The organism is Streptomyces sp. NPDC037290, assembly GCF_055603245.1.
The window spans coordinates 60,897-86,360 of record NZ_JBVJVZ010000018.1; the positions used below are offsets into that span (position 1 = coordinate 60,897).

Consider the following 25,464-nt stretch of genomic DNA (forward strand, 5'->3'; position numbering starts at 1 on the left):
AAGCTACCACGAATAAATGAACCGGAAATTTCTGGGACCACCGGGAAGCCCGCCGAAGGGCCGTCAACCCACGCCGACTGATCACGCTATCAAGGCCCCCTCGGCCCACCATAGGGCGATTTCCAGACAGCCAAGAAAGGGATGCAACCTACACAGAAACATCCCGGGGTCAGCCGCCTCACCTGCACATTTACCAACTTGACCACCAGCTTGATGACCATGGGGCACGTCTGGAAGAATCCGGATTCGAATGGCCGAGATTAGACGTTTAACCTTCAAATCAACGAAGGCGAAGATACGACTCCACAATTACCGGGGGTGCGGTTGACCCCGAGACCAGCACTGTCGGAAAATGACTTCACTGGATAGCCGACAGGTCACGTCGACTGCCTTTCCATTTCCTTGATCCAGTTTTCACTTCCCCCTCCTCGGAAGGTCATCCGAACATGACACATGCCGTTGATCCCGAATTCGATGTTGTCGTTGTCGGGGGCGGACCGGGTGGGTCATCGGCGGCGTCATTCGTCGCAATGCAAGGCCACCGGGTCCTGCTGCTGGAGAAGGAGGAGTTCCCCCGGCACCAGATCGGCGAGTCCTTGTTGCCGTCCACGGTCCACGGCATCTGCAAACTGCTCGGAGTGTCGGAGGAGCTGAGCCGGGCCGGGTTCGTGGTCAAGCACGGCGGCACCTTCCGCTGGGGCTCCAACGCCGAGCCGTGGTCGTTCGACTTCGCGCTCTCCCCCAAGTTCGCGGGCCCCACATCCTTCGCCTACCAGGTCGAGCGCATGAAGTTCGACAAGCTGCTCCTCGACAACGCCCGCCGCAAGGGGGTGGAGGTGAGGGAGCGCAGCACCGTCATCGACGTCCTGGAGGACAGCGGCCAGGTCTGCGGGGTCGCCTACGACGACGAACACGGCGTACGGCGCGAGGTCCGCGCGCGGTTCGTCGTGGACGCGTCCGGCAACCAGAGCCGACTGCAGGGGCGCATCGGCGGTCGCCGCCAGTACTCACCGCTGTTCCAGAACATCGCCCTGTTCGGCTACTACGAGGGCGGCAAGCGGCTGCCGGCACCCAACTCGGGCAACATCACGTGTGTCGCCTTCGACTCGGGATGGTTCTGGTACATCCCGCTGAGCGACGAGCTGACCAGCGTTGGAGCGGTGATACGCAGAGACCAGGCCGACCGGGTGCGAGGCGACCGCGCCGAGGCCCTGTCCGCCCTCATCGACGAATGCCCGCTGGTGTCGGACTACCTGTCCGAGGCCCACCGAGTGCAGAGCGGGCCGTACGGCGAGGTCCGTATCCGCAAGGACTACTCCTACCTCCATGATTCGTTCTGGCGTCCGGGCATGGTCCTCATCGGCGACGCAGCGTGCTTCATCGACCCGCTGTTCTCCTCCGGTGTCCATCTCGCCACCTACAGCGCCCTGCTGGCAGCGCGCTCCATCAACACCGCGCTGCGGGGGGAAATTGACGAGCAGGAGTGCTTCACCGAGTACGAGGCGCGCTACCGCAAGGAATACCAGCTCTTCCACGACTTCCTGGTTGCCTTCTACGACGTCAACCGGGACGAGCAGCAGTACTTCGGCGAGGCCAAGCGAGTCACCCAGAACACCTCGCCGGGAGCCGAGGCCTTCGTCGAGCTGGTCGGCGGTGGAGCCTCCGACGAAGGTGCGCTGGTATCGAACGCATATCGGGCCCAACGCAAGGCGGAACTGCTCGACCACGTCCCGCGGATGCACTGGGAAGGGCACCGGATCCAGCTGCAGGCCACTTTCGGCGAAGCCGTCGGAGACGTTCCACTGCGTGAAGGCGGCCTCGTGGAGACTGACGACGGCATGCACTGGGCCAGGAGCGCCTCTCAGCCGGCTCCTCTGACATGACGACCCATCAGGTATGGTCGCTCTTTCTCTCACTTGCCGCCCTCACGGTCCTCACCTCGGTCTTTGGCGCCGTCGCCCGCCGCCTTCGGCAACCGGCGGTCGTTGGTGAGATCCTGGCCGGGGTGCTGCTCAGCCCGTCGCTGCTGGGCGGATCCATCGGCTCGGTTCTTCTGCCGACCGACATCCGCCCGCTGCTGACCGCACTCGCCGATCTCGGCCTGGCCCTCTTCCTGTTCGCAGTCGGTCAGGAGGCGCACGCCGCCCGGGAGCGCGGCACGGAACGCATCGTCCTGGGGGTGTCATTCGGTTCCCTGGCTCTCTCCTTCATCGGCGGGGTGCTGCTTGGGCTCGCCCTGATCGACGCCAACGGTTCTCCGAACCGGACGGGCTCGGTCGTCTTCCTTGGCGTGGCCATGTCGGTTACTGCCCTGCCCGTGCTCGCCCGGGTTCTCGACGACCACAACCTGGAGCGCACTCGTGTGGGTGGGATCGCCCTGGCCAGTGCCGCGGTGACCGATCTGGCCGCATGGCCACTGCTGGCGTGCGCTGCCTCCATGGCGGGTCACGCAGGGCAGTGGCGGATCGCACTCGCCCCTGTCTATCTGCTGCTGATGCTCTTCGTCGTCCGGCCGGCCCTGCGCGCACTGCTCACCCGCGCGAACAGTCGCCGGCACTCCACCGGGTCCCTGGTCGTCCTCGTCTTCGGCGGGCTTCTCCTGTCGTGCGCGGCCACCGAGTGGATGGGGATCCACTTCATCTTCGGGGCGTTCCTGTTCGGCGCGGTGGTACCCCGCGGGCTGTCACGAGCTCAGGCATCGGTACTCCGGAACAGCCTGACGGGCACCGGCCAGCTGCTGCTGCCCGCGTACTTCGTCCTGGCGGGCATGCGCGTCGACTTCTCGCACACCACGTGGCGAAGCCTGGGCGAACTCGCTCTGATACTCACGGTCGCCGTGGCCGGCAAGTCGGTCGGCACCTACGCAGCGGCCCGGGCACACGCCGTACCCAGGCTGCAATCCACCGTGCTGGCCACCCTCATGAACACCCGCGGGCTCACCGAGATCGTCATCCTCACCACCGGGCTCCAACTCAGTCTGATCAGCCCCGAGCTGTACTCCCTGATGGTCGTGATGGCGCTGACCACCACCGCGATGAGCGGGCCGGTGCTGCACCTGCTCGGCCGCCGCACCGGCCTTGGCATGCAGGCCCTTGGCGACTTCCCGGGGCCGGCACGCCGGGCCCGCGCCGACGCGTCCGAGGCCACTACGGGGTGAACTCGAAGTAGTTGTCGTGCGGGTAGTCGAACCCCGCCCGCTTGAAGCGTTCCCGCGGGGCGGGGAAGCCCGCCTTCAGGTACTCGTTCAGAAAGTACCGGCCCCCCTCGGAGTCGATACCAAGGCGGTCCGCCAGCTGGTCACCCGACGTGGCCGCCTGCCGGGCCCGCACCATCACCGCGTCGGTCAGTCCGCTGCCGTCCGACATCCGGCTCTTGCCCCGGGATGTGATGTACTCCGGAAGCCGGTCCTTGCAGGCTTCGCGCAGCACCCACTTGTCCACGCCGCCGCGGAGCTTCAAAGCCATCGGCAGCCGGTAGCCGAACTCCAGGACGTAACGGTCCAGGAACGGCACCCGGGTCTCCACCGAGTGGTGCATGCTCATACGGTCCACCCGCTGCAGGTCCGTGCGGTACAGGTTGTGCGTCCGGTACCGCATGAGCTCGGCGGGTTCGGGGTGCGTCTTGAACAGCTCATATCCAGCGAGAACTTCGTCGCTGCCCTCACCGCACATCGCAACCTTGAAGCCGTGCTCCCGCACCGCCTGGTACCCGAAGTAGGTGACGCACGAGTCCATCACGTCGATCGCCTCGAAGAGCTCCACGCCCTGGATCACAGTGGGCACGATCTCCGCGATCGCGTGCCGGTCCAGGTACCTGACCACGTGGGGAATGCCGAGCTCGGCGCAGTACCGTTGCGCCACCTCGACGTCGGCCGCGCCCTCGTATCCCACGGTGAACGCCGTCACTCGGGGGTGGAACCGGCATGCCGCCTCCAGAACCGCCGCACTGTCGATGCCCCCGCTGAACAGGACCGCGAGCGGCAGGTCGGTGGCCGTCTGCTTGCGCACCGCGGCGTCGAACAGCTCCCGGTAGTGAGTTACCGCCTCCAGGTCCGAGCAGCCGGGAGGGTCGGTCCTCAACTCGAAGTGCCGTACCGGCTGTTTTCCGTCGACCAGGTACGTGCCGGGCGGTACCTCTTCGATCCGGTCCGCGACACCGATCAGGCACTTCTGCTCGGATGCGAAGTAGTGCGCGCCGTCCCGCACCGCGTGGTACAGCGGTTTGATTCCGATGTGATCACGCGCCGCCAGGAACGTACCGGTGCTCCGGTCGTGCAGGACGAAGGCATACATCCCGTCCAGACGGCCCACGAACGACTCCCCCCACTCCAGGTAGGCGAAGATCAGAACCTCGGTGTCGGACATGGTGCGGAACTTGTGCCCGAGCCGTTCCAACTCGTCTCTCAGCAGCTCGTGTTCGTACAGCTCCCCGTTGAAGACGACCTCGACGAGACCCTCGGCGTCGCACTGCGGCTGGCGGCCGCCGTCACGGTCGACGATCGCCAACCGGTTGGTTCCGAGCGCAATACCGGGGCGGGCCAGGCGTTCCGCGAAGCACTCCGCGTCACCGCGGTGCCTGATTTGATCGAGCATGCTAGCCAGTTGCTCGTCCCGGCGGACGACGGCTTCGGGTGATTCGTCGTTGATCCGAGCATCGATGATCGCGGCGATTCCGCACAAGGGTCTGCCCACACTCCTGCAGGTCAGGTCTGACAGGAAAACTTTCAGTGCACTACAGGGGAGATCCATTCCAACGTCTGATCAGGCAACCGCTCCATGTTTCGGCTGCCGTCGGTACGTTCAACAACGGTGAAACCGTGGCGTGCGTAGAACTCGCGTGCACCCGCGTTGAGCTCGAAGACATGCAGGATCAGTCGCCCTCGGCTGTTCCGCTTCACCTCGTCCAGGAGAAGCGTGCCGACCCCCCGGCGCAAGACGTCCGGCCGCAGATACAAATGCTCGAGCAGATCGCCGTCGAGGGCGGCGTAGCCGAGCAGTTCGCCGCCGCGCACGGCCACCCAGGTGCGGCACTCTTTCAGGATTACTTCTTCCACCCAGGCCGTCACTTGCCCGTGATCACGCTTCTGCGGCGGCAGGTACGGCATGGTCGCTGCCCGAGACGCCATGTGGATACGCGCGATGTCCGCCGCATCCGGGACTCCTGCGGCTCGGATCTGCACTAAGTCCTCGGTAATCACATGCACACTCTACCCACGAGATCACCTGCGAACCCGGTGATTCCGGAGTCTGCCTCCTCACCACGACAGCGTCCACCACCGGCTCTGGGCTTGTGACGGGTTCACCACACGCTTGCCCAACCTCCCCGCTGAATAGGTCCAGCCCCAGCGGTGCCGCCGCGCCGGCCTCGACGAACCGGGCCCAGGCTGGCGCCGTTCGCCTCACCGGTTCGCAGGCTCAGGCCGATGCCAGGGGTACATAGCGACCGAGGCAAGCGCGGCGATCCCCGGCGCAGTGGGAGGTCGAAGCCCGCGAACCGGCCGAGACGCAACGCCTGGTCCTCGCCGCCGTCGCCCCGTACATCGACCGTCAGGTCCTCGCTAGGCAGATCGTCCCAAGAAGATGACCAGAGCCGCGCCCTGTCCGGCTTGGTGCAGTGGGGCGCGGCGGGTGGGCGAGGCGGAACATCGTTCTAGTACTGCACCGGGGCCTGGGCGGCTTGGGCGAAGTGCATGACGACGGCCTTGGCTCCGGCGGCAACCTCATCGATCAGGGCGTTGCTGCGCGGGTGCGTGGGGTGCTTCATCGCCCAGAGCATGGAGAACTGGATGATCTGGTCGACGTCGCTCGGGCGCAGCAGGATCGCCTGGCCCGTGTGCAGCGGCTCGGGGGACTTGTACTGCCACAAGCGGTAGAAGCGCCCGTCCTCATCGTTGAAGCCCAGGTGCCGGTCGCCGTGGGGGTTGATCAGACTGGTCGTGAAGGGCAGGTCCTTCGGGCCCGGCTGCCAGGGCTGTTCCTGCTGGCTCAACATGTCCTCCGTTGGCGTGCGGTGACCACAACAGACCCGAGTGTGGCAGTGCCGGTCGGAGAGGGGCGGGCCTTCCGGCCAATTCACCTAATCCGCACGGGCGTTGCAACCAGCCGGCGCCCCGCACGAGACGAGGCTCCGGGTGGATGGTGGTGCGGTGTCCGGGGCTGTTGACGGCAGTCCCGGACGCGCCTACTTGTTCTTGCTTCCCGCAGTCGTGTCGGCGGCGTCTTTCCGCAGCCGGCGCACGGTCCGCCGGGACATCCGGGCGCGGAGGGCGACCTCGCTGTCGCTGCGGCCCCAGCCGATCGCCGCGGTGGCCAGGGTCCGGAGCTCGGCGCGCTTCGTCCCCAGCTCCTCCTCCGCGTATGCGATGTCGGCCTCCTCCATGCTCGCGGCGTCTGCGCCGACCACCGCCAGGCGGTCCCAGTCCCGGGCGCGCAGCTGGGCCCGGTACTCGTGGGCCGCCTCCCGCACGTGCAGCAGGCGCCACCCCCGGCGTGCGGCGTGCTCCTCCTCGCGGTGGGCCCAGTATCCACTTCGGTGTCCCGGGACGCTCGTACTCGGCGTGAGCACCACCATGTACGCCGAATGTACGGTGAAGGTACGCCTCTGCTCCCGGGTGCTTTACCAGACTTGCTGCCAAATGCCTCGGCGAACCACGCAGCAACCGCGGCGAGCGGTGGCGATCCGTTCGACGTGCTTCCTCGGCACCCTCAGATGCCCTTCGCGCTGGTAGTACTGCTTGGCGGCCTCGTAGTTGAGGGCCCATTTGTCGGCCTGCCAACGGCGCGGCTTGAGTCCCTCGTCTTCGACTGCGGGTTGGATGCCGAGGACGTGTTCGCACAGCCATGACCTGCCTCCGCTCCCCGCTCTGCAGGACCTGCCTCCGCTCCCCGCTAGTGCCGGGCCGCGAACTGGTGCCTCACTCACCGCGCCTGGTAAGGCGTCCGGCCGCGTCGAGGCGCGCGAGGCGGTCGTGATCCCTCTCGGCCCACCGCCGCACCCGGCCGGCATCCAGCGCGGTGCCGTGGCCGACGTGCAGGCGGGCGGGGTTGAGGGCGAGCATCTCGCGCAGGCTGGCGAGGTTCTGCCGTGGGTCGTCGTGGAAGGGCGGATTGGCGGGCCTGCCGGGGATGAGGCCCATGAAGGAGCCGGCGACCAGGTCGCCGGCGACGAGGTCGCCGTCGTCGGTGAGGACGGAGACCGATCCGGCGGTGTGGCCGGGGGTGGGCATGACGCGCGCCGCGAGGCCGAAGTCTTCCAGGCTCGTCTCGCCGCGGACGAGCACCGCGGGCTCGAACGGCTCGGCCCGGACATGGAGGTTCCGGTTGCGGGCCATGAGACGGCCCATGGGGCCGGTGGGCAGATACGGTTCGCGGACCCGGCCCGAGCGGTACGGTCCGAGGTCGGCGATGTGGCCGGCGAGGGGCGCGCCCGTGAGCCGGTGCAGTTCGGCGGCGGAGCCGAAGTGGTCGATGTGGCCGTGGGTGATGACGATCAACGCGACATCAGCGGGATCGACGACCGAGGGCGGTGACCTGGTCGTGGATCTTCTGGCCGCTACCGGGGGTTCCGGCGTCGACGATGACGGGGCGGCGGCCGAGCAGCAGGTAGGCGTTGATGTTGTGCCGGCCCATGACCGGGATCGGGACGACCTTCGTGCGGGACACGGTTCTCCTTTGGAGTGTGCTGGTCGATGTCGCGTGCGGGCATGGCGAAGCACGGCCGGTGCGCGAGCGCGCCCGGTGGCCGGCAGGCGGTGCGGGTGGTGAGGGTCAGAAGCGGCGGCGGTACTCGGCCGGGGTGGTGCCCAGCCGCCGGCGGAAGACGCGGTGCAACGTCTCCACGGAGCCCAGGCCACTGGCGGCGGCGACCTCCGGCAGGCTGCGGTCGCTCTCCTCCAGCAGCCGCCGGGCGGCCTCCAGCCGGGCCGCCTCCACATAGGCAGCCGGTGTCCTGGAGGTGCGCTGATGGAACAACCGGGTGAAGTGGCGCGTGCTCAGGTGCGTGCGGGCCGCCAGGGCTTCGAGGGACAGGTCCTCGGCAAGGTGCTCGGCGATCCATCTGCGCAGCTCATCGATCCGGTCGTCCGAGGAGCCCTGGACGGACAGCGGCACACTGAACTGGCTCTGCCCGCCGGAGCGTTTGACGTACATCACCATCATCCGGGCGGTCGCGAGTGCGACGTCCTGGCCGTGGTCCTCGGCGACCATGGCCAGCGCCATGTCCATCCCCGAGGTGACGCCGGCGCAGGTCCACACTCGCCCGTCCCGTATGAAGATCGGATCGGGATCGACCCGGACGCTGGGGTGTTCGGCGGCCAGTCGGCCCGCGGTGAGCCAGTGCGTCGTGGCGGCCCGGCCCTCCAGCAGTCCCGCGGCGGCCAGCAGGTGCGCCCCCGCGCAGACCGACCCGGTCCGCCGGGCCCGGGGTGCCGCACGCGGCAGCCAGCCGGTGACCTCGTGGTCGATCACCGGCTCCACGCCGCCGTCTACGAGCTCGATCGCCCCCGTCACCAGCAGGGTGTCGATCGGGCCGACCACGTCGTCGAAGGCCAGGTCGGCCATCAGCCGGACGCCGCTGGAGGTGGTCACCGGGGCGCCGTCGGCCGTCGCGATCCGCACGAGGTAGCCCGGCCGGTCAGCTCCTGCGACCCGGGAGGCGACGGAAAACACCTCGGCCGGTCCGGTGGCGTCCAGCAGCTCGATGCCGGGAAAGGAGACGATCACAACGCGGTGCGGTTGGGGCATGCCCCGATCATTCCGCCCGATCCGGCATGGCTGCAGAGACCAGGATCTGTCATATCAGGCCATCGGGAAGGGTGGCCGACGGCAAGGCCAGAGCGTTCGAGCAAGCTGGATCCCGATCCGGGCGCCTCCTGACCGTTGGACCACTGCGCCCTCACGGCCCGGCGCGACGGGTGGTGGACAGCGCGGATCGCCGCCTCGGTATCGACGAGGAGTGGATCGAACGCCGCTCCGGCATCCGGTCGCGTCGCTACGCGGCCCCGGAGGAGATTCTTCACCCCATGGCCGTGTGCGCCGGCCGTTGTCTGCTGCCGGATCCGTACGCGGCCGTCGTCCTCGGCTCTGCTGAGTGCCCGCATCCAGCTAGTAGCTGTCGTAGCCGGGGGTACCGTTCGGCCGGTAGACGCCGACGACGGTGCCGCTCTTCGTCGTGGAGACGCTGACCGGCTCCAGCGCGGTGGGGATTGCCCCGTCGGCGAACAGCCGCTTGCCGGTGCCGATGATCACCGGATGGATCGTCAGCCGGTACTCGTCGACGAGGCTGTGGTGCATGAGGGTCTGGGCGAGGTCGCCGCTGCCCACGACGTTGACGTTGCCGCCGTCGGACGCTTTCAGCTTGCGTACGCCATCGACGATGTCGCCCTGCAGCAGCGTGGAGTTCTGCCACTCGACGGATGTCAGGGTCCGAGACGCGACGTACTTGCGCATGCTGTTCATCCGATGGGTGAACGGATTGTCGGGATCGGCGGTCGGCCAGTACGACGCGAAGATCTCGTACGTCTTGCGGCCGAGCAGCATCGCGTCGCAGGGCTCGTACCAACCGGCGATCGCCGTGCCGACCTCGTCGTCGGACACCGGTTTCTGCCAGCCGCCGTGCTCGAAGCCGCTCTGAGTGTCCTCGTCCGGACCGCCTGGCGCCTGCATGACGCCGTCCAGCGTCAGGAACGTACAAATGATGATCTTGCGCATGGTGCGCTCCCTTCGTCGACGGGTAGACCGCGCAACCACCGGAAACTCATCGGCAGACCTTCCGCAGAGCAGCACCAGAGCCGTCGTCGGAACAGCCCGGCTGCGAGTGCGGGTACCTCTTGGCCGACAAGAGCGGGGTCTGGTCCGCAGATGTGCGCACCAGACCCCGCGCTGGTGGGTTGTGATGGTTGCTCGTGGGGCAGGGCGCCTGCTGGTGCGTCATCTAGGAGCCGACCTGTTCCGGGGTGCTCAGTCGCGCAGGACAAGCAGGGCCCAGCCGCGGCCGGCTGGATCGAGTGATCTGATCGCGGCGGTGAAGAGGTCTGCGGGTCAGCGGTAGGAAAGCCGTCCTCGGCCTGTCACCGGGCAGCGGTCAGCTGCCGGCGTGAGGCACCGACAGAGGTCCTCTGCCAGGACCGATTCCGTGGTTGGCACTCATCAGTGCCCACACTCGCAGAGATCATTCCCCGGCGTGCCAGGATCCGCCTTGCGTGCCGCCTGGCCCGCCGCCCGGTATCGAAGACGAAGAGCATTCGGATACCAACCGTCCCACCGCTACGCGGACGCAGCTCCCGCACGTTCCCGTAACGGCTCTTCTCGATCGCCGACCGTCGGGCGGCGGAGCGCCATCCGGACCGGCGTCTCCTACCAGCGCGGGCTACATCGTGAGGGCCGATCCGGAGGGAAACGAGTTCTGCGGGGACTGAACGACGGGGAACTTCACGCCGGTGAGGTCTTCGGAGACGGCCCACAGCCGCTGTTGGACGGCTACCTCGTACGACTCCGGGCTGGAGGTGACCAGTCGGGGGTGGCCCTTGACCTCGTTGCGCCCGCCGGGACCGTAGTACTGGCCGCCGAGCGCGCCGGGGTCGGTGGCGGCGCGCAGGGTGGGCAGGGCGCCCATGGCCGGCGTCTGGGTGATCAGCGGCGCGAGCCAGATGACGGGCAGGCGGAGCGCGGCGGGGGTGTTGCGGACGAGGTCGGTGTTGGACACGCCGGGATGGGCGGCGACCGCGACGGTGGTGCCGTGCGCGGCGAGCCGGCGCTGCAGCTCGTACGTGAACATCAGGTTGGCCAGCTTGGACTGACCGTAGGCGGCGGCCCGGCTGTACGACCGCTCCCACTGCAGGTCGTCGAAGTGGATCGCGGCCCGGATGCGGTGGCCGGTACTGCTGACCGTCACCACGCGCGAGCCGGGCACCGGCAGCATCAGGTCAAGCAGCAGCCCGGTGAGCGCGAAGTGGCCGAGGTGGTTGGTGCCGAACTGCATCTCGAAGCCGTCGGCGGTGGTCTGCTTCGGGGTGTACATCACGCCGGCGTTGTTGATCAGCAGGTCGATCCGGTCGAGCCGGGAGTGCAGCGCCGCCGCCGCGGTCCGCACGGAGTCGAGCGAGGTCAGGTCCAGCGCCTGCACGGTCACGTCGCCGGTCATGCGGGCCGCGGCCCGCACGCCCTTCTCGACGTTGCGCACGGCGAGCACCACGGACGCCCCGTGCTCGGCGAGCGCCTTGGCGGTCTCGTACCCCAGTCCGGTGTTGGCCCCGGTCACCACGGCCACCCGCCCGCGCTGGTCCGGAATGTTCGCTGTCGTCCACTTCTCGCCCATGTCAGGCTCCCACCCAGGTAACGTACCGGAGGTATCTTGTATCGTCGACATTAAAGTACCTTCGGTACGTTGTCAACGTACCGAAGGTACCTAATCTAGACTGGGGAGCGTGACTTTCCAGCGGGCGCGAACCGAAGAGCAGCGGGAGATCCGCCGACGGGCGATCCTCGACATGGCGTCGGCGATGCTCGACGAGATGCCTGTGGCCGCGGTCACCCTGAACGAGCTCAGCCGCCGGGTGGGCCTGGCGAAGCCGAACGTGCTGCGCTACTTCGAGTCCCGCGAGGCGGTGCTGCTGGAGCTGCTCGACCGCTATCTACGGGAGTGGCTGACGGAACTGGCAGGGGAGTTGGCCGCCGGCATCGACGAAGACCTCCCCATGTCCGAGCGAGCGGCAGCGGTGGCCGAGATCCTCAGTCGCTCGCTGTCCGGCCGAATGGTGCTGTGCGAGCTCTTCGGCGCACAGGGCAGCGTCCTGGAACACAATGTCTCCGTCGAGGTCGTAGCACGCTACAAGCGCGCCTCCCTGGACCGCCTGACAACCATGACCGCCCTGCTCCGGACGTACCTGCCCGAGCTGGGCGAGAACGCAACACTGTTCAGCCTGCAGACCATGGTCATGGCCGGCGCGCTGTCGGCGTACAGCACGCCCCCACCCAGCCTGCAGGCGGCCTACGAGGCCGAGCCCGACCTGGCCCGCTTCCACCTGGATCTGAAGGACTACCTGAAGCAGGCCCTGACCGCAACCCTCCTGGGCGTGCTACCCCGCCGCTGACCAGCGTTGCACCGAACAGTCCGAAACCTCTGCACCCCTTGAGCCGACCGTCAAGCGCACCGGACCTGGCCCCTACTCGGATTCGGCGGGTGCTCGAGAGGCTTTGAGTCGGCCGGCGACATAGCTGGCTCGGTCTCCCCCCTTGAGCTTGTGCCCGTTGTGGGCTGTGCCGTCGGCGAGGCCGAGGAGATCGGCGAGCACCTTCCAGTGGACGGCGCCGACCATGACGCGCCAGGCCCCGTTGCGGACCTTGCTAATGCTGGCGATGCCCAGGCGAGTCACTCCTCTCTGCAGAGTGTGGGAGGCCATGGGCTGATCGGGTCGGAGGCCGGGGAAGAGGTAGGGCGTCTCGCGGGACCTGAGCAGGACGGCCAGCAGGCGTCGTTCGTTGACCAGATGGTGAACCAATGCCGACAGCCGCGGCCCCAGCCAGAGCGGGAATCGTCCGAGTCGGAGACCGAGGACACCCGGCCCCTCAGGGTGAACCAGAACGTGGCCGGTCATGAGGCTCACAAGCCGATCAGCTCGCAGCCCGTATCGCAGTACGAGAACAGCCAGCGACACGGTCGGTGATGTGCTCGGACTCGTCGGTCTCCAGGCGGAGAGCGGTGAGGATCCGGTCGGCATCGCTCATGATCGCCCGGTCGACGGTCCTGGTCGCGGTGGCGATCGCGACGTTCTGAGGGATCAAGTGGGAGGTGGCGGCCCAGAGCACGAAGGAGCGGGCCTGGTTCTGGCGGGGCTTGTTTGCGATCAGCCATCGGTTGCCGAGGGTCTGGGTGACGCTGTCGAGAGTGCTGCCGCGACGGCGGATGTGGGTGAGCAACACATGTGCCGTCTGCAGCTTGCGGCGCAGATGCTCGCGCTGGAACCGGTTGAGACCGGCCCGTTCGAGGCGGTGGTCAGCGAGGGACATGAGATGCCAGCGTGCGTATCGCGCAAGGACAGCCTTGTCGTGCAGGTCCGTCACCTCGTCGAGGCATACCTTGATGGCACGCTTGAACTGGGCCAGCTGCTCCTCGCGCGGTTCCAGCACCTCAGCCAGCACCAGCAGTCCGCATAGGTGCTGGACAGACGCTGTTTGCCGCAGGGCGTCCGGGGTGTCGTGTGAGCATTCCAGGTCACCTCTGGCCATCGCCCGGATCAGCTGACCGCCGGGCCGTCGCAGCAGGTAGAGGGCCAGGGAGCACGGCTGCTCGTACTGCTCCAGGACTTCGGCCAGCGGGGCAAGCTGGGGCGAGCGCTGGCCGTCGGGGTCGGCGAACGTCTCGTCGAGCTCCTGCAGAGCCCGACAGCGGGGGCACTGACCGTGCAGGAGTCTGCCCATCGCGCTGCAAGTCGGGCAGCGGTAGGCGAAGTTGACTCCGGCGCACTCCGGGCAGATCGGACCTCCCTCCTCCTGGCGAAAGACGGCCGCCAGCCGACCGCATCGGTGGTAGTCAGCGTGGGTGAAGCGGACCTCGTCGACGCAGGGCAAGCAGACCGCTCCTTGCGGCCAGCGACGCTCGGCTCTGGCGAGCGTCCCTCAGCAGCCGCAGGGGACACTCGTGCCCCGTAGCACGAGACGCAACGTGGTATGCCGTCCCAGCTCGGCATCGGCATGGACGGATTCTGACCGCAGTCGACGCAGGTGGGACCGGGGCGAGCGTGCTGCCAACAGGCCGAGCACCACGGTCCGCGGGCGTCACGGGCGGTGACCACCTTCGTGATGCCGCAGCCGGGGCACGGTCGCGCGCAGTCGCGACGACGGCAGTTGTCGCACCACGGCTGACCCTCGGTGTCGCGAAAGGCGACCGGCATGCTCCGGCGACAGATGCGACATGGCTCGCGAGGCCGCATCTGCTGGGTGCAGGCCCGGCAGACCCCGGTGCTCAAAACGCCGATCTTGCGGTGTTTGCCGCAGCGCGGGCAGAGCACGATGGGCGCCCGCCGGTTGTTGCACTTCTCGCAGAGCGGTCCGTCGTCTGCGATCCGCTCCACGGCTTTCATCCCGCCACCGTCGACGCACTTGTGCCGCGGCCGATCACCGCGATGTTCCCGCTGGTAGCAGGCACTGCAGACCGGGCTCCCGTCCTCCTCGCGGGCGGTGATCGTTCGGGTCATGCCGCAGCGGGAGCACGGCTCGGCGAGCGCCCGCTTGCGACAGGTTTCGCACCAGGCACCCTCTTCGGTGTGAGCCGAGGCCACGACCATGCGACCACAGAGCCAGCACGCCTCGGCCGGATTCCTCGCCCGGCAGAGCTGGCACCAGGACCCTTTCTGCACCTCGGCGCGCAGTACGTCGAAGCGCAGGCCGTAGCGTTCGGCCGGGCGCTGGGCGAGTTCGCGGACGCCCGGCCACTCGGACTCTTCACCCAGATCGATGTGAATCACGACGACCTTGTGGAGGCAGCCCGCCTTCTTGGCCCAGGCTGCGATGCGGTGCAGCATGACCAGCGAGTCCTTGCCAGCGCCGGCCTGCACCAGGATGGCGTGCGCGGCGTCCATCATCTCCAGCGGGACGTCGGCGAGTCCGTCCAGCAGGCCTGCGGCGATCTGGTCGCGGCTGGTTGCTCGGGCGCGGCCGCTGGCGTGCCGGGCGTACGAGGCACAGGGCATCTCCCTGCCGCAGGCAGGACGAACACGGGTGTGGTTCCCCACCGGCTCCGGCGTACAGCCGACAGAGATCCCGGAGCCCGGCTCGCTGTCCGGGCCAGGGGTCGCGCCTGACTCAAGACCCGCGCACCGGCCCCGCAGACGGGAGGAGCAGGGTTCCACTGCTGAGTCTGCGGGGCCGGTGCATGACTCACGTACCCTGCGGCACGTCCGATAAGCCCGTTCCCTCCCCACCACCGCCAGAGCGTCTCTTTCACGCCAGTGGGCCCGGCCGTGCCGGCCGGGCCCACTCATTGCTCGCGCGTGTCACGCTCCTCGCGCCGGGGGTCTTTCGTCTACCAGCGATACCAGCGGCCCCTGCGGCCTCCGCTGTCCGCGGAGCGGACGACGAAACCGAGCAGCCACACGATGAGCACGATCACTGCGATCCACCACAGCGCCTTCAGCGCGAAGCCCGCGCCAAAGAGGATCAGGGCCAGCAGAAGAACCAGAAGCAGGGGAACCATCTCTATCAACCTCCTGGCCACCGGGTGCCCTTACTTCAGCCCTACAAGCCCACAAAATAGGAGTTACTTCCAAGCAAGGAGGGGCATGTGCGCGCCGCACGTCGTGGACGGTTCCCGCTTTCTCGTGCCTCACGCACCGCCGACACGCAGCGCGTATCACTCAAAGCGATGCCGTGGCCTTGGATTCTCCGGGATCGTTACGGGGTCGCGCGTACAGCCGACGCCCGAGACCGGCAGCCGAGGGAGCTCAGCCCCGCGACCGCCATCGAAACGGCCGAGCTCAGGCCGAAGAGCGCGCCACCGGCAAGGAGGAACTGAACAGGCGCCAGCGCAGGCAAGGCCGTGGACGACGTGCAGGAGGCCGGCGCGACGCTGTGCATGAATCACGTTCTCGGAAGTGAGTGACGCCATCGCTCCCCGCGGGAGCAGTCGCCTCGCACAGTGGCGGGCCGTTGGTGGTTCGTTTCTCCGGTGAACCCCCACCCGCCATCCGGGAGTTGCCGCTGACGGTACATCCGCACCGGCGCGTTAGGGCCGCTACCTGTCTTGACCAGCTTCATTGCCGATCGAGAGAGATGAGCGCATGCGTCCGTTCCACGCGAAGCTTGCCCTGGTCAGCGCGGCGATCGCCGCGCTGCTCGCCCCCGTCGGCTCCGCTCCCGCGGCTGCGGCCGCAGCCGCAGCGCCCGCCACCCACGTGGCCGGTGCCTCGAACGTGCGCAGGGATCTTCCCGAGCCGCCGCCGGCCGAGGTGGCCGCAAGGAACTCGGTGAACTTACCGTCGCCGCACCACACCCGATGGCCGGCTACTCGCGCTCGAAGTTCCCCCACTGGATCACCCAGTACGGCACCCTGCGACACCCGCGAGGTCGTCCTCGCCCGCGACGGCCAGGACGTCGACCAGGACGAGAAGTGCCGCGCCATCTCCGGCGTCTGGTACAGCGCCTACGACGGGAAGGTCTTCACAAGGTCGTCCACCGAGGTCGACATCGACCACGTCGTCCCCCTCGCCAACGGCTGGCGCTCCGGCGCCGATGACGTGGACCACCGCCAAGCGCCGCCAGTTCGCCAACGACCTCACCAACCCCCGGCTGATCGCCGTGTCCGCGAGCTCGAACCGGCAAAAGGGGCGATCAGCCCCCCGTTGCCGTTTTCGTGGCTCCGCAATGGGGCCTCCGGCCTTCGGGTTCGGCATGACTCCCCCCTTGTTGTTGATGATCCCGGGGGGTGGTGTCACCGGGCCCGGAGGCATCGACGGACCGCTGATGAGGGGCTTGAGCACAGGCTGCACCCGAGCCGGAAGAGCTCTCCGTAACGTGGATGTGGCAGCTCGGTGCCGAGGCAAGGCCGGACGAATGTGATGGAGGGGCCTGCGCGTGATCGACACCGGTGACATCGACGTCTTCCTCGGCCTGGACGTAGGCAAGGGCGAACGCCACGCCACCGCCGTCACACCGGCCGGGAAGAAAGCCTTCCACAAGCGGCTACCCAATGCCGAACCCAGGCTCCGCGACCTCTTCGCGAAACTGCAGGCCAAGCACGGAACAGTGCTGGTCGTCGTCGACCAGCCGGCCTCGATCGGCGCCCTGCCGCTGGCAGTCGCCAGGGACATGGGCTGCCCGGTTGGCTACTTGCCGGGGCTGACGATGCGGCGGATCGCCGACCTCTACCCAGGTGAGGCGAAGACGGACGCGAAGGACGCGTTCATCATCGCGGACGCGGCCCGCGCGATGCCTCACACGCTGCGGGCGATCGACGGCGAGGACGAGACAATTGCCGAGTTGGAGATGGTCGTGGGCTTCGACGACGACTTGGCCGGCGAGCGACCCGGGTCGCCAATCGGCTGCACGGCCTGCTGACTCAGATCCATCCGTCGCTGGAACGGGCGTTGGAGCCGCGGTTGCAGCACCCGGCCGTTCTGACCCTGCTGGAGCGGTTCGGCTCCCCGGCCCAGATCCGCAAGGCCGGCAGGCGGCGGCTGGTCACACTCATAGGGTCGAAGGCGCCCAGGATGGCCGAACGGCCGGTCGAGGACATCTTCACCGCCCTGGACGAACAGACCGCCATCGTTCCCTGCACCGAGGCGGCCGCGCTGATCGTCCCGAGCCCGGCTGGATCGCTGGCGGCCGTCCTTGACCAGCGGAAACTGCTGGCCGGGCGGATCGAGGAACTCCTGGAGGCTCACCCTCTTTCGAAGGTCCTGACGTCCATGCCGGGCATCGGCGTCAGGACCGGAGCCCGCATCCTGATCGAGGTCGGCGACGGCAGCACCTTCCCGACCGCAGGCCACCTCGCCGCCTACGCCGGCCTCGCCCCGACGACCCGCAGTTCCGGGTCTTCGATCCGCGGCGAACAACCCTCCCGGAGCGGCAACAAACAGCTCAAACGGGCCTTCTTCGTCTCCGCGTTCGCGGCCCTGGGCGACGCGGCATCGCGGGCCTATTACGACAGGAAGATCGCTCAGGGCAAGCACCACACCCAAGCCCTGCTCTGTCTCGTCAGACGGCGAGCCGACGTCCCCTTCGCGATGCTCCGTGACGGCACCCTCTACGAATCCCAACCCGTCAGGTCAGGCTGAATCGCCGAGAGCCCGCCGTGCTTCAGTCCACAGCCGGTCGAACTCCTCCGCGGAGATTTCGGCCGCCTCCGGCTGGTCCTGCCAGCCGTCCATGGGGCCTTCCGCGAGAATCCCATACTGCCGTTCATAGCGGAACATCGCTGCGAGATCGGCGTGATCACGCAAGTGCAACACCTCTTCAAGAGAGGCTGCCGTCACCGGTCGCGAGTCCTGCCGCCGAACCTCAACCTGTCGCGCTGCCCAGCCTTCGTCATCGGCCTCGAAATACAGCCACAGATCTTCGTCCTCGTAGTAGGTGCGGAACCAGGTCGTCATGCCGCCATCCTGGCCCAGGACCTTGACCGTAGAGATAGGGGCCCCGACCAGTGGGCACCGCCACTGCGTTCCTACTGGTGCACGTACGCGCGTGCCTGGGCCCACGTGAAGTACGTGTACGTCCTCAACATCACCGAGTCGGAGAAGTACAAGCTGACCGAGATGCTGGACACCTGCCCCGCATGAGCACCAGTCCGGACACCGGCTCCTACACCAGTACTGTCACCGCCGGGCCGGGCGAGGCGATGACCCACTACGCCGGCGTCATCACCGGAGACCTCACCGTCCGCACTGCTCTCGCCGGCGACGGGCACAGCGCCCACGTCGCCGTCCAGTACACCGGCGCTGCCGAGTGGTACACCCCCACCGGCAGCCCCACCCCCGTCTCCGACGGAGGTCTCGCGGCCTACCACCGTGACCTCCTCGGGCGTATCCGGCAGGGCCAGGGCACCGCGGCCACCTGACGTGACGCCATGGGCAGCTTCGGCCTGAGGGCGGGCCGAAGCTGCTCCGGAGGCCAAGCACCGACGGAAGGGCGCCTGGGGCGACTCCCTCACACCCGAACTCCCGGCCCGGGCCCAGACATCTCTGTCACAGGTGGGCCACGAAATGTGAGTGGTATTTACATGGAGTTTATGCGTCCCCACAATGACGGGCGTCAGAAACGTCCTTGGGGGGACAATGCGCGTCAGAACAACCATGCTCGCCGCCACCGCCGTCCTCGCCGCCACGCTCACCGCCTGCAGCAGCGACAAGCCCGACAGCAAGGCCGGCCACACTGCCGGCGACAGCGCGCCCGTCGCCAACCAGCCGAGCGGCTCCCGCGCCTCCGTGCGCCTCGTCTGGAGCCACACCGGCAAGGACGTCAGCGGCGACACGGCTGTCACCTACGTCGCCCGGGTGTCGAATCCGGACAGTTCCACGGCGTCGGTCGCCATCAACGCCCGAGCCCTGGACAAGACCGGCGCCATAGTCGGCTCGGACCAGGAGACACTGCCGAACATCCCCGCCCACACCACGTTCGACTTCCTCGGCACGCTCGGTGGCAGCCTCACCCAGCTCACGGGAAGCCCCGCCAAAATCGACGTCAGTCAGGCGAGGGACGCCTTCGGCATGGCCGGATCCGTGGAGCAGCCCATGCTCGCCACCAGCGAACTGAAGCTCACGCAGGGCAGCCGCGACGACCTGTTCACTAACGACCTGTACGCGTACAACCTGACGGTGAAGGTCACCAACAGCACGCACGACGACCTGAAGAACATGGTCACGCAGCAGGTCATCCTCTACGACGCGGCCGGTCGCATCGTCGGCGGCGACACGGGATCGTCCGACAACGTACCCGACGACCTGCCCGCCGGGATGAGCTACCGCGAACAGTGGACGGGCATCCCCGCCAGGGCAAGGCGACCCGGGCCGTCTACACCGTGTGGGCAGGCTGACGACGCTCCGGCACCATGGAAACGTCGGCCACTGCCTTCCCAAAGGCACGGCAGTACGGCCCTGTCCCACAGCGTGACGATCCGCATCGGCAACCAGCACTGAAAGGACACGCTCGTGCGGCTGCGCTGGCGTATTCCCCTTCCCGGCCCGTTCTCCATCGGCGGCAGCATCCCGCTGACGGGCGGACGACGGCGTCGCAGTGGCGGCGGCGCCGGCTGCGTCACCGCGGCCTTCATACTGCTGTGGTGGTGCCTCGTCCTCGAGGTATGGGCGAGTTGGTGGCTCCTCAAGCCGTTCTACATCCTCGGCGTGCTCGTTCACCGCAAGGCCACAGGGCAACACACACCGATCTGGCGAAGCCGCAACGGCTGGTGGTGACAGGCAGGGGGACGCTTACCCCGGCCGGGCATTCCGAGCGGCGGCTCGAAGGTTTAGGCAGTGCCACCACAGCAGACAGTCCGGGTGCGTCGTGCAGGCTGGTCGTCGGAACGCGGGCCGCCTGTTCGGCAGTGGGCCGATGGGCCGGATCCTCGGCGAGCAGGAGCAGCACGTAGTCGCAGAGGTGCTGCGGTATGTTGGGGTGCGGTCGGCTGGGCGGCGCTGGGATGGCGTCGACGTGCTGCTACACCACGGCCAGCACGGTGGCACCCCGGAACGGGGGGCCTGCCCGTGGGTAGTTCATACAGCACGCAGCCCAGGGAATAGACGTCCAAGGCGGGTTGGGCGGGGCGCCCGAGCGCGCGTTCGGGGGCGAGGTAGTCGGTGGTGCCGAGGGTCTTTCCGGTGACGGTCAGAGCACTGGCCGCTTCGTCGGCGAAGCGCGCGATCCCGAAGTCGGCGATCTTCGCCTGCCGACGCCGGTCAGCAACGACGCTCACACGGTGGTCTGGAACCGGCCGGAGCGGGCCGCGAAAGGCCCCGCCCCCTCGCGCACGCGGGCGGAGATCGCCGCCGCCGCCATCGCGATCGCCGACGCCGAGGGCATCGAGGCGCCGCGTCGCCAAGGAACTGGGAACGGGAACAGCCTCGCTCTACCGCTACCTGGCGTCCAAAGATGACCTGCTCGACCTCATGCTCGACGCCGTAGCGGCCGAAGACGGCGGCCCGCCCGCCCCCACCGGCGACTGGCGCAGCGACCTGCGGACACTGGCCCATCGCTCCCGGGCCGCCTTCCACCGGCACCCCTGGATGGCCTCCCTCGCCGCAGGGCACCCATCACTTGGACCGAGCTCCCTCGACGCCATCCAACACGCACTCGCCGCCCTCGATCCCCTGGGCTTCGACATCGACGTCATGATCACCGTCGCCGACAGGCTGCAGGCATTCGTCCGCGGCTACGCCATCGGCGAGCTCGCCCAGCAGGAAGCCGTCCGACGGTCCGGAGTCGGCATCCAGGAAGGGATGGACGCCCATGCGCCCGACCTCGACAAAGTCGTCAAGAGCGGGCGCCATCCACTCCTCGCCCGGGTCATTCGTGATGCCGAACTTCCCCACGCGGCCGACAGAGCCGAGCGCGGGTTCGAATTGGGACTCGAACGGCTCCTCGGCGGGTGCGAGGCCAAACTCCCCGTCCGGCCCTGACGGTCCGGCAGCGTCACCTGGCGGTTCATCGGGGAACTCCACACGCCGACGCCGGCCTCCGCACTCGAACCCCGCCGCAAGGCTGCCGCGGTGGCCGCGCCGTCGAGCCGGTTCTGCAGGATCACGGCGATGACCGCAACGCCGAAGGGCGCACCGACCCACTGGCTCTGGGCTGGAACACCGTGAAGTCCCCGTGCGGGGCGTCCCGGGCGATGTCGGCGACGGTCTGCTCCAGTGACGGCATCCACGGCACCAGGTGGGCCAGGTCCTTGCGCAGGATGCGCACCTCCTGGCCCTCGCGCGTCGCCTTGCTGGAGGAGAAGGCGAGCCCGGTTAGGCTGCCGGGGCGGTCAGGACGGCCTTGGCCACCAGCCGGAGATTCCTGATCATCGGATTTGGATCGCCCTTGCGGCTGGCCAGGACGACCTGGCTGGAAGGAGCGCCCTCGATCGGGACGGTGACGAGGTTGGGGCGCAGTGAGCTACGCCGATCGCCGACCGGTAGCACTGCGATCGCCCTGCCGCTCGCGACGAGTTCGAGCTTGTCCTCGTAGCTCTCGATCGGCGGCACGCCAGCCCCGAGGATCCGGTAGGAAGCCCAGTCCGCGGTCTCGAACGGGCACGGTGCCGCCTCTTCGCCAGCCAGTTCCTCCGCGGTCACCGACGGGCGGTCGGCCAAGGGATGGCCGCGCGGGACCACGAGCATCCGGGGCTCCTCGTACAGAGGGGTGGTGAAGACGTCGTCGGCGGCGAGCGGCAGCGGGGCCCGCGCGATCAGGGCGTCGACACGCTTGTCGGACAGCGCCCCGACGTCGCGGCAGCTCAGGTACCGGGTGGCGATCTCGGCGTCCGGGTAACGGCGGCGCAGTTCCCTTACGGCGGCAGTGATGACCAGGTCTTCGACGTAGCCGATGGCGATTCGTTCAATCTCGGCTTGTTCACGCACGGCCAGTTCGGCCTGGCGGGCGGCCTGCAGCAGGGCTTGGGCCCGGGGGAGGAACCTCTGGCCCGCCGGAGTGAGCCGGGTGCCCTGGGGAACGCGGTCCAGCAGTCGTGTGCCGAGATACTTTTCGAGCCGTTGGATCTGGCGGCTCAGCGCCGGCTGGGCCACGTGCAAGTCGGCGGCGGCCCGGCCGAAGTGCTGGTGCGCCGCCACCACGGTGAAGTAGCGCACCAGCCGCAGTTCCAGGTCCTGTCCGAGATCGTTCACCCTGGCAGCGTACGCGTCATGCCGTTTCGGAATGATCAGGTTGCCGAATCGGTCTTGGACGGCGATGCCGCGGTGGGCCTTGACTTAAGGGGCAACGATTTCCCAAGAAGGCGACAGACGCGATGAAGGCAATCCAGTTCCACGAAGCGGGCGGGCCGGAAGTTTTGCGGTATGACGAGGTGCCGGTTCCGGAGATCGGCCCGGGCGAAGTGCTCGTCCGGGTGCACGCGGCGGGCATCAACCCGCCGGACTGGTACCTGCGTGAGGGGATGAAGGTCATGCCGGCCGAGATGAGGCCGGCCCTGGAGTTCCCTCTGATCCCCGGGACGGACATGTCGGGCGTGGTCCAGGCGATCGCTCCGGACGTGCGGGGGTTCGCCGTCGGTGACGAGGTCTTCGGCATGCTGCGGTTCCCCGGATTCGACGGCCGGACGTACGCCGAGTACGTGGCCGCGCCGGCTTCGGACCTGGCGCACAAGCCGGCCGGTATCGACCACGTGCAGGCGGCTGGGGCGCCGATGGCCGTGCTTACGGCCTGGCAGTACCTGGTTGATCTCGGCCACGACGTGCCGTCTGCTTTCACCGGCCAGGTGCACCAGCCGGTGCCGATCACGCCAGGGATGACCGTGCTGGTCAACGGGGCCGCCGGTGGAGTGGGCCACTTCGCGGTGCAGCTGGCGAAATGGAAGGGGGCACACGTAATCGCGGTGGCCTCGGGCCGGCACGAGCAGTTCCTGCGCAAGCTCGGCGCCGATGAGTTCATCGACTACACCAGGACGCAGGCTGCGGACGTGGTCAGCGGTGTCGACCTGGTGATCGACACCGTCGGTGGCCCGGACAGCTCACGCTTCCTGACCGTGCTCAAGCGCGGCGGCACCATGCTTCCGGTGTTCTTCGCCCAGTACGACCCGGAAGAGACGGCGCGCCTGGACATCACGGTCTCGAACATTCAGGTGCGTTCCAATGGCCCCCAGCTCGCCGAGATCGGGCGCCTGTTCGACGAGGGCAAGCTCCAGGTCGGGGTGGACAGCACCTACCCGCTGCCCGAGGCGGGCAGCGCACACACGCGAGCCGCGCAGGGCCACATACAAGGCAAGATCGTGCTGACGGTGGTCTCGTGATCGCCGAACTCCAGCAGGCCGTGGCACACTACGCCCACGCCCTGGACGAGCTGAGTGTGCCCGAGCTACTGGCCGGTCCGATCCTCCTCAGAGGCCGGAACGGCCCGGAGCCGCGCCGCGACTTCACCTGATCCGGTCACCGACATCCCCTTCGCTGCTGCGCCGTGACGGCCTCTCATAGCGGTAGACACGTCGGCCCTCGCAATCGTTACAGGTTTGGGGACACCAGTTTCCGCACGTCAGATGGTGTCCCCCGGGACGGGAGGACAGGCGGCTGTCTCCCGCCGGCCGGATGTCTCCCCGGGAGACAGCTGTCCGGGCGGTGCGGTGGGGCGGGCATGTCGGGGACGTCTTCACAGTGAGGAGAACGTCGCCCACCGGATTTTGTGGCCCCCCGGCTCGCGGCGGGGGGCCACGGTCAGCGCTGGGGGGGTCGAGCAGCATGGCGTGGAAGAGGGGCGCGTTCGGGATACGGGGGGCGCAGGTCCCCCAGAGTCCGTCAGCCCCACGGCTCGTACAGGGCATGAACCTTGGGGTGCTCCTGGTCGACCAGCAGCGTGGCGCGCTCCTCGGGCCGGTCGGCGAGCAGGGCGTCGTGCGGCTGCCGGGCGGCGCCGGTCTTGCGCCACGGGTCGCGCACCATCAGCTCGCTGAGCGCGTAAGGGCGGGTGCCGGTCTCCTCGACGACGTCGGCGGGCACCTGGGTGAGCAGCCCGCCCCCACCACGGGGCGCCAGATGGGAGCGGGGCGCCGTAGGCGTAATCGACGGGCTGGTCCTGGTCGTAGCCGACCACGCAACTCCAGCCGGGGCGGCGGCTCCAGCCGTCCAGGCCCTGGGCGAAGCGGTCGACGGTGGCGAACGGGTCGTTCTCCGCGGCCTCGGCGTAGACGTCCAGCAGCAGCGGGCGCACCTCGGCGGCCTGGTGGTGGTCGAAGTGCCGTATGTCGAGCGCGGTCGCGGGCGGGGCTCCTAGGTGGTGAGGGTCCGGCGGACGGCGGTCAGTCGGTCGGTGATGCAGAGGCTGTCGAGGGAGGGCGCGTCGATGCCGACGACGGTAGCCGCGGCCTGCTCGCGCTCGCCATGGGCCAGCTGCAGCTCGGCCAGCTGCCCGGAGTAGTAGGCGCGGTTGTGGCGCATGGTTGGCGGGAGCAGGGCGAGAGCCTGCACGGTGACGGCCCCGGCATGGTCGTGGTGGGCCCAGCGCCTGGCGGGTTATGGCGGCCAGCCGGACAGCTCGGCGGAGTTGAGGAAGGACAGCCAAGTCGGCGCCGGCGCCGTGGTGACGATGCGGGCGTACGCCTGCTCGGCGACGAGCAGGGAGCGGCCTGCGCCGGTACGGTCGCCGGTGCGGGCCTGTCCGATGGCGAGGCGGGCGTGCAACAGGGCGGCGAACGGCAGTTGTCGAGGGCGGCCCAGGTGACCTGGACGGCGGATCCGTGGCGGCCCTCCAGTCGGGCCTGCATGGCGAGGTCGGACCATGCGCGAGCAGTTGCGGAGGGGTCGGCGCGGTGCAGGGCGCTCTGCAGAGAGGCACTGTGGATGAGGGCGACCTGGGCCCGGTCGCCGCTGTCGTGGCAGGCCCAACCGGCGGACGTGTATGTGTCGTCGATGCCCAGGGCGACGGTGGCGGCGGCGGACGCGGTGATGAACCTGCGACGGTGCACTCCTGCTGTGCCGGCCACGGCGGGCGAGGGAAGTTGGCGCTGGCCTTGCCACGCGGCTCGAACCCCAGCGCCTGGGCCGGACGATCGAAGATCCGTTCCAGTGGCAGAAGGTACTTTCTCCATGGCCATCGGACCTGGATGCGCGTGCGGTCCCCGGCGTACACCACGACGAAGTTCAGCGTGCCGCACTCGCAGGCCGAGCAGAAGGCCAGCTCTCTCATCATCTCGATCGCCCTGGCATCCAGCGCGGCCGGATAGTGGATGACATGGCCCTGGTCGCACGCGCGCAGCGTCGCCAGTCCCGGCATGCCGCGCAGCGTACGCACCCCGGAACCACCCCGGGTACGGAGATGGAAAACTGCCGGG

Annotated in this window: 29 protein-coding genes and 1 pseudogene; 11 read left to right on the forward strand and 19 right to left on the reverse strand. The window is 68.4% G+C overall.

Translation table 11 applies throughout. The features are described 5' to 3' along the window. The first annotated feature begins 446 nt into the window (after window positions 1-446). Complete coding sequence (locus tag ACZ7HQ_RS36725) at window positions 447-1,883, forward strand: tryptophan 7-halogenase (protein WP_470999509.1); 1,437 nt, start codon at window positions 447-449, stop codon at window positions 1,881-1,883. Beyond that, the gene (locus tag ACZ7HQ_RS36730; protein ID WP_470999511.1) at window positions 1,880-3,157 is read left to right on the forward strand and encodes a cation:proton antiporter domain-containing protein; all 1,278 of its coding nucleotides are present in this window, start codon (window positions 1,880-1,882) and stop codon (window positions 3,155-3,157) included. The genes ACZ7HQ_RS36725 and ACZ7HQ_RS36730 overlap by 4 nt, the downstream gene beginning before the upstream one ends. Here ACZ7HQ_RS36730 and asnB read toward each other — a convergent pair. From asnB to ACZ7HQ_RS36775, 9 genes are all read right to left on the reverse strand, one after another. Then, window positions 3,147-4,592 carry an asparagine synthase (glutamine-hydrolyzing) gene (gene asnB / locus ACZ7HQ_RS36735; RefSeq protein ID WP_470999513.1) on the reverse strand — a complete coding sequence of 482 codons (1,446 nt, stop codon included), beginning with the start codon at window positions 4,590-4,592 and terminating at the stop codon, window positions 3,147-3,149. The two genes, ACZ7HQ_RS36730 and asnB, sit on opposite strands and share 11 nt — an antisense overlap. Window positions 4,593-4,723: 131 nt before the next feature. Then, window positions 4,724-5,125: a GNAT family N-acetyltransferase gene (locus ACZ7HQ_RS36740; RefSeq protein WP_470999643.1), complete on the reverse strand. Its 402-nt coding sequence runs from the start codon at window positions 5,123-5,125 to the stop codon at window positions 4,724-4,726. Window positions 5,126-5,649: 524 nt separating this feature from the next. Continuing rightward, a complete protein-coding gene (locus ACZ7HQ_RS36745; RefSeq protein WP_470999515.1) occupies window positions 5,650-5,991 on the reverse strand; it encodes a hypothetical protein in 342 nt (113 codons plus the stop codon). Window positions 5,992-6,180: 189 nt separating this feature from the next. Then, a complete protein-coding gene (locus ACZ7HQ_RS36750; RefSeq protein WP_470999517.1) occupies window positions 6,181-6,570 on the reverse strand; it encodes a hypothetical protein in 390 nt (129 codons plus the stop codon). Between the two features lie 343 nt (window positions 6,571-6,913). Then, entirely contained in the window at window positions 6,914-7,492 is a 579-nt protein-coding gene (locus ACZ7HQ_RS36755; protein ID WP_470999519.1) for an MBL fold metallo-hydrolase, read from the reverse strand. Window positions 7,493-7,499: 7 nt separating this feature from the next. After that, window positions 7,500-7,661 (reverse strand): hypothetical protein, encoded by a 162-nt coding sequence (locus ACZ7HQ_RS36760; protein ID WP_470999521.1) that lies wholly within the window; start codon window positions 7,659-7,661, stop codon window positions 7,500-7,502. Window positions 7,662-7,766: 105 nt separating this feature from the next. Beyond that, complete coding sequence (locus ACZ7HQ_RS36765; protein WP_470999523.1) at window positions 7,767-8,741, reverse strand: GlxA family transcriptional regulator; 975 nt, start codon at window positions 8,739-8,741, stop codon at window positions 7,767-7,769. A gap of 360 nt (window positions 8,742-9,101) precedes the next feature. Then, on the reverse strand, window positions 9,102-9,707 hold the full coding sequence (locus tag ACZ7HQ_RS36770) for a dihydrofolate reductase family protein (protein WP_470999526.1): 606 nt from the start codon (window positions 9,705-9,707) through the stop codon (window positions 9,102-9,104). A gap of 658 nt (window positions 9,708-10,365) precedes the next feature. After that, window positions 10,366-11,313 carry an SDR family NAD(P)-dependent oxidoreductase gene (locus ACZ7HQ_RS36775; protein WP_470999527.1) on the reverse strand — a complete coding sequence of 316 codons (948 nt, stop codon included), beginning with the start codon at window positions 11,311-11,313 and terminating at the stop codon, window positions 10,366-10,368. Window positions 11,314-11,422: 109 nt separating this feature from the next. Here ACZ7HQ_RS36775 and ACZ7HQ_RS36780 point away from each other — a divergent pair, with 109 nt between their 5' ends. Beyond that, window positions 11,423-12,088 carry a TetR/AcrR family transcriptional regulator gene (locus ACZ7HQ_RS36780; RefSeq protein WP_470999529.1) on the forward strand — a complete coding sequence of 222 codons (666 nt, stop codon included), beginning with the start codon at window positions 11,423-11,425 and terminating at the stop codon, window positions 12,086-12,088. Between the two features lie 72 nt (window positions 12,089-12,160). Here the strand turns inward: ACZ7HQ_RS36780 and ACZ7HQ_RS36785 are convergent, their stop codons facing one another. The 3 genes from ACZ7HQ_RS36785 to ACZ7HQ_RS36795 all read right to left on the reverse strand — a co-directional run bounded on the left by ACZ7HQ_RS36785 (window position 12,161) and on the right by ACZ7HQ_RS36795 (window position 15,189). Next, window positions 12,161-12,397: a hypothetical protein gene (locus ACZ7HQ_RS36785; protein ID WP_470999531.1), complete on the reverse strand. Its 237-nt coding sequence runs from the start codon at window positions 12,395-12,397 to the stop codon at window positions 12,161-12,163. 211 nt (window positions 12,398-12,608) lie between these two features. Continuing rightward, window positions 12,609-13,565, reverse strand: coding sequence for a hypothetical protein (locus ACZ7HQ_RS36790; protein ID WP_470999533.1), 957 nt, complete (start codon window positions 13,563-13,565; stop codon window positions 12,609-12,611). A 1,453-nt stretch (window positions 13,566-15,018) separates the two neighbouring features. Beyond that, window positions 15,019-15,189, reverse strand: a complete 171-nt coding sequence (locus ACZ7HQ_RS36795) for a DUF5670 family protein (protein WP_055705189.1) — start codon at window positions 15,187-15,189, stop codon at window positions 15,019-15,021. A gap of 1,376 nt (window positions 15,190-16,565) precedes the next feature. Here ACZ7HQ_RS36795 and ACZ7HQ_RS36800 point away from each other — a divergent pair. Further along, window positions 16,566-17,767: pseudogene (locus ACZ7HQ_RS36800) on the forward strand (IS110 family RNA-guided transposase). On the opposite strand, the gene ACZ7HQ_RS36805 reads toward ACZ7HQ_RS36800, so the two are convergent. Then, complete coding sequence (locus ACZ7HQ_RS36805) at window positions 17,759-18,082, reverse strand: hypothetical protein (protein WP_470999535.1); 324 nt, start codon at window positions 18,080-18,082, stop codon at window positions 17,759-17,761. The pseudogene ACZ7HQ_RS36800 and the gene ACZ7HQ_RS36805 overlap by 9 nt on opposite strands. 182 nt (window positions 18,083-18,264) lie before the next feature. On the opposite strand from ACZ7HQ_RS36805, the gene ACZ7HQ_RS36810 reads away from it, so the two are divergent. The 3 genes from ACZ7HQ_RS36810 to ACZ7HQ_RS36820 all read left to right on the forward strand — a co-directional run bounded on the left by ACZ7HQ_RS36810 (window position 18,265) and on the right by ACZ7HQ_RS36820 (window position 19,900). Continuing rightward, window positions 18,265-18,546, forward strand: coding sequence for a hypothetical protein (locus tag ACZ7HQ_RS36810; protein ID WP_470999537.1), 282 nt, complete (start codon window positions 18,265-18,267; stop codon window positions 18,544-18,546). Between the two features lie 217 nt (window positions 18,547-18,763). Then, entirely contained in the window at window positions 18,764-19,624 is an 861-nt protein-coding gene (locus tag ACZ7HQ_RS36815) for a hypothetical protein (protein ID WP_470999539.1), read from the forward strand. Window positions 19,625-19,636: 12 nt separating this feature from the next. Beyond that, window positions 19,637-19,900 carry a hypothetical protein gene (locus ACZ7HQ_RS36820; RefSeq protein WP_470999541.1) on the forward strand — a complete coding sequence of 88 codons (264 nt, stop codon included), beginning with the start codon at window positions 19,637-19,639 and terminating at the stop codon, window positions 19,898-19,900. Between the two features lie 53 nt (window positions 19,901-19,953). Here ACZ7HQ_RS36820 and ACZ7HQ_RS36825 read toward each other — a convergent pair whose 3' ends face one another. Continuing rightward, entirely contained in the window at window positions 19,954-20,400 is a 447-nt protein-coding gene (locus tag ACZ7HQ_RS36825; protein WP_470999543.1) for a protein kinase domain-containing protein, read from the reverse strand. A 193-nt stretch (window positions 20,401-20,593) separates the two neighbouring features. On the opposite strand from ACZ7HQ_RS36825, the gene ACZ7HQ_RS36830 reads away from it, so the two are divergent. After that, complete coding sequence (locus ACZ7HQ_RS36830) at window positions 20,594-21,103, forward strand: TetR/AcrR family transcriptional regulator C-terminal domain-containing protein (protein ID WP_470999545.1); 510 nt, start codon at window positions 20,594-20,596, stop codon at window positions 21,101-21,103. Window positions 21,104-21,224: 121 nt separating this feature from the next. On the opposite strand, the gene ACZ7HQ_RS36835 is transcribed toward ACZ7HQ_RS36830, so the two are convergent. After that, the gene (locus ACZ7HQ_RS36835; protein WP_470999547.1) at window positions 21,225-21,389 is read right to left on the reverse strand and encodes a hypothetical protein; all 165 of its coding nucleotides are present in this window, start codon (window positions 21,387-21,389) and stop codon (window positions 21,225-21,227) included. Between the two features lie 47 nt (window positions 21,390-21,436). Continuing rightward, the gene (locus ACZ7HQ_RS36840) at window positions 21,437-22,312 is read right to left on the reverse strand and encodes a LysR family transcriptional regulator (RefSeq protein WP_470999549.1); all 876 of its coding nucleotides are present in this window, start codon (window positions 22,310-22,312) and stop codon (window positions 21,437-21,439) included. A 122-nt stretch (window positions 22,313-22,434) separates the two neighbouring features. Between ACZ7HQ_RS36840 and ACZ7HQ_RS36845 the strand changes: the two genes are divergently transcribed. After that, the gene (locus tag ACZ7HQ_RS36845) at window positions 22,435-23,433 is read left to right on the forward strand and encodes an NADP-dependent oxidoreductase (RefSeq protein ID WP_470999550.1); all 999 of its coding nucleotides are present in this window, start codon (window positions 22,435-22,437) and stop codon (window positions 23,431-23,433) included. Continuing rightward, entirely contained in the window at window positions 23,430-23,564 is a 135-nt protein-coding gene (locus ACZ7HQ_RS36850; protein ID WP_470999552.1) for a hypothetical protein, read from the forward strand. The genes ACZ7HQ_RS36845 and ACZ7HQ_RS36850 overlap by 4 nt, the downstream gene beginning before the upstream one ends. A 368-nt stretch (window positions 23,565-23,932) precedes the next feature. On the opposite strand, the gene ACZ7HQ_RS36855 is transcribed toward ACZ7HQ_RS36850, so the two are convergent. Beyond that, window positions 23,933-24,133 carry a hypothetical protein gene (locus ACZ7HQ_RS36855; RefSeq protein WP_470999554.1) on the reverse strand — a complete coding sequence of 67 codons (201 nt, stop codon included), beginning with the start codon at window positions 24,131-24,133 and terminating at the stop codon, window positions 23,933-23,935. 4 nt (window positions 24,134-24,137) lie between these two features. On the opposite strand from ACZ7HQ_RS36855, the gene ACZ7HQ_RS36860 reads away from it, so the two are divergent. Next, window positions 24,138-24,407: a hypothetical protein gene (locus tag ACZ7HQ_RS36860; RefSeq protein WP_470999556.1), complete on the forward strand. Its 270-nt coding sequence runs from the start codon at window positions 24,138-24,140 to the stop codon at window positions 24,405-24,407. Here the strand turns inward: ACZ7HQ_RS36860 and ACZ7HQ_RS36865 are convergent. Beyond that, entirely contained in the window at window positions 24,404-24,601 is a 198-nt protein-coding gene (locus ACZ7HQ_RS36865; RefSeq protein ID WP_470999558.1) for a hypothetical protein, read from the reverse strand. The genes ACZ7HQ_RS36860 and ACZ7HQ_RS36865 overlap by 4 nt on opposite strands. Window positions 24,602-24,646: 45 nt before the next feature. Continuing rightward, window positions 24,647-24,814, reverse strand: coding sequence for a hypothetical protein (locus ACZ7HQ_RS36870; protein WP_470999559.1), 168 nt, complete (start codon window positions 24,812-24,814; stop codon window positions 24,647-24,649). Window positions 24,815-25,464: the final 650 nt, after the last annotated feature.